The organism is Mesorhizobium sp. M4A.F.Ca.ET.050.02.1.1 (assembly GCF_003997725.1).
Classification (GTDB): Bacteria; Pseudomonadota; Alphaproteobacteria; order Rhizobiales; family Rhizobiaceae; genus Mesorhizobium.
In genome coordinates this window covers 1-2,296 of record NZ_RZSG01000892.1, presented here as the reverse complement: position 1 = coordinate 2,296, position 2,296 = coordinate 1, and the positions used below count along the sequence as shown (strand labels likewise).

Genomic DNA, 2,296 nt, shown 5'->3' with positions numbered 1-2,296 from the left:
ACGATAGGCCGCGCTCGCCTCGCCTTCTCAGCGCCCGAATGCCAGCCTTGCGGCCTATGCATGACCGGGTGCCCGCGGTCGCTAATCTTTTCGGCCTCGCACAGCTTCGATCGCTTCAGGCGCAGCGGGAGGATCGATTACCACAGCGGGCTGCTTGCGGTGCGAGTCGGCCAGGAGGGCGACACGGCCGTCGTGCAGGCCCGGGAATTGTCCACCGGCCGGATGCAGCGATTCACAGCCGACCGGATCTTCGTGGGCTGCGGAGCAATCGGGACCACTCGGCTGATCCTAGGTTCGCTCGGATCGGACCAGCCGGTGCATCTTTCGGAATCGGCTCAGTTCGTCCTTCCAATGATGTCCATGAAGCCGACCCCCGACCCGCGTGCAAGGCGCGACTTCACGCTCAACCAGTTCACCATGGCCATCGTCATGGACGACGAAGGCTTCGATGTCTCCCAAATTCACTTCTATCCGTTCAACCAGGCATACTACGATGCGCTTCCCCGCTTCCTCCAACACCGCGCCGCCGCCTTCGCGACGGATCGGCTCCTGAGCCGATTGACGATAGGCCTGGGCTACCTGCCGTCCTGGGCGTCACCCAAGGTCCGGGTGAGCGCCCAGATGTCCGCGGCTCCAGATGAGCTACCCCAGATCACCCTCACTTCGGAGGGCTTCAGCCAGGCCAGGGTCAGGGGCAAATACGCGCCTCCGATGCTGCCTGACGTAATAAAGCGGATCCGCAGGGCGGCACCCTACCTTGACTTGTGGCCCATCACGCCGCGGATGCTATGGTCGGGCGGGGCCAAGAGCTACCACTTTGGCGGCAGCTTTCCTCACGCCGGTGAGCCGGATTCCGGGACTGCGACGACAGACCGCCTCGGGCGTCTGGCGCGCTGGGACCGGGTCCATCTCATCGACGGGTCGGTTTTCCCAAATGTTCCAGCGACTACCTTCACCCTGACTGTGATGGCCAATTCTCATCGCATCGCCCGCGAAGCGATGCAGCTGGCGAGTTGAGCGTTCAAATGCGGGTCGGCATCACCGGAGCCAACGGATATGTCGGGACCATCCTGCGTGCCACCTTCGCCGAAGAAGGGCATGAGGTCATCGCGTTCGTCCGACCGAACCGGGTGACCTCCGAATCTGCCGCCGCAATGGCCGGCGTCGCCGAGTGGCGCCCCTATGAGATCAGGCGCCCACCGTCGGGGAGCGCAATCAGCGACCTGGATGTCCTCATCCATGGTGCATGGGACCTGACTCTTGTCAGCGCCGGCGATGTGTGGGGTGTCAATGTGTCTGGCTCGCAGCAGCTCCTCCGCAATGCCGCCGATGCAGGGGTTCGCCGGGTCATTTTCATCTCCTCGATGTCCGCTTATGAGGGAACCCGGCAGCTTTACGGCCAAGCGAAGCTGGCCTGCGAGCGCACCGCTAACAGTCTGGGAGGTGTCTCCCCCCGCCTCGGACTGGTGTACGGCCCCGGTTGGGGCGGGATGGCAGGCGCGCTCCGCAAGCTCACTAACCTGCCGATCACGCCTCTCATCGGAGCGCGCTCCCATCAGTTCACCGTGCATGAAGCGGACATGGCCGCCGCCATGGTGCGTATTGCCGTGTCGGACATGCATCTGCCGGAACCGGTAGGGCTGGCCAACCCCGAACCGGTACCGTTCCGACGGCTCATGAAAGAGATCGCCGCATCACAAGGCAGAACACTGCACGCCGTCGCCGTGCCCTGGCAGCTTGTGAGTGGCCTCCTCAAGGCAGCCGAGGCCCTGCATGTCCCCCTGCCCTTCCGATCCGACTCCATCCTCGGGCTCGTGCACCCGGCGCCAGAGGTCCCCGGTGTAGCGCTGCTCAAGCAACTCGGAATCGAGTTTCGGAACTTCTCGCTGGGCGGCGATCGACCCTCTTCCGGGACATTGCGTCGATATTCTTAGTCGAAGACCGGCTCGATGCGCCAGCGACACAAATGGCGAGACTCCGCGATCGGCACGCGTGAACAGACTGCAGAGCGCCGTGACCGTTCCTGGGATGTTGTTGGCGTCGCCGCGCAGGCGAGCGCGGGGCGATCCGGTCCGATCAGCAAAATGGGGCTACCCCTGAGGAACGATCGCGGATCGGAGAAAACCATGCGATGATTCAGAAAGACGCATGAGACGCATGACCTTAACGACGGGCGCAGCTTAACGCCCAGCCCGGTCGAACTCCCGGCTCTCCAGCGGTGAAGGCTTGCAAACGGAAGTCATTGCAGAATCCGGAAGACTTGTGGCGCGAAAGCCTGCGCACATGAGGAAGGGGC

General features: G+C 63.6%; 2 protein-coding genes. Both read left to right on the top strand.

The annotated features are described in order from the left end of the window. Nucleotides 1-1,017, top strand: a 1,017-nt coding sequence (locus EOA33_RS32775; RefSeq protein ID WP_210212638.1) for a hypothetical protein, incomplete at its 5' end; no start/stop codon positions are given. An 8-nt stretch (nucleotides 1,018-1,025) separates the two neighbouring features. Beyond that, the gene (locus EOA33_RS32770; RefSeq protein ID WP_127407508.1) at nucleotides 1,026-1,934 is read left to right on the top strand and encodes an NAD(P)-dependent oxidoreductase; all 909 of its coding nucleotides are present in this window, start codon (nucleotides 1,026-1,028) and stop codon (nucleotides 1,932-1,934) included. The last annotated feature ends 362 nt before the right edge of the window (nucleotides 1,935-2,296 follow it).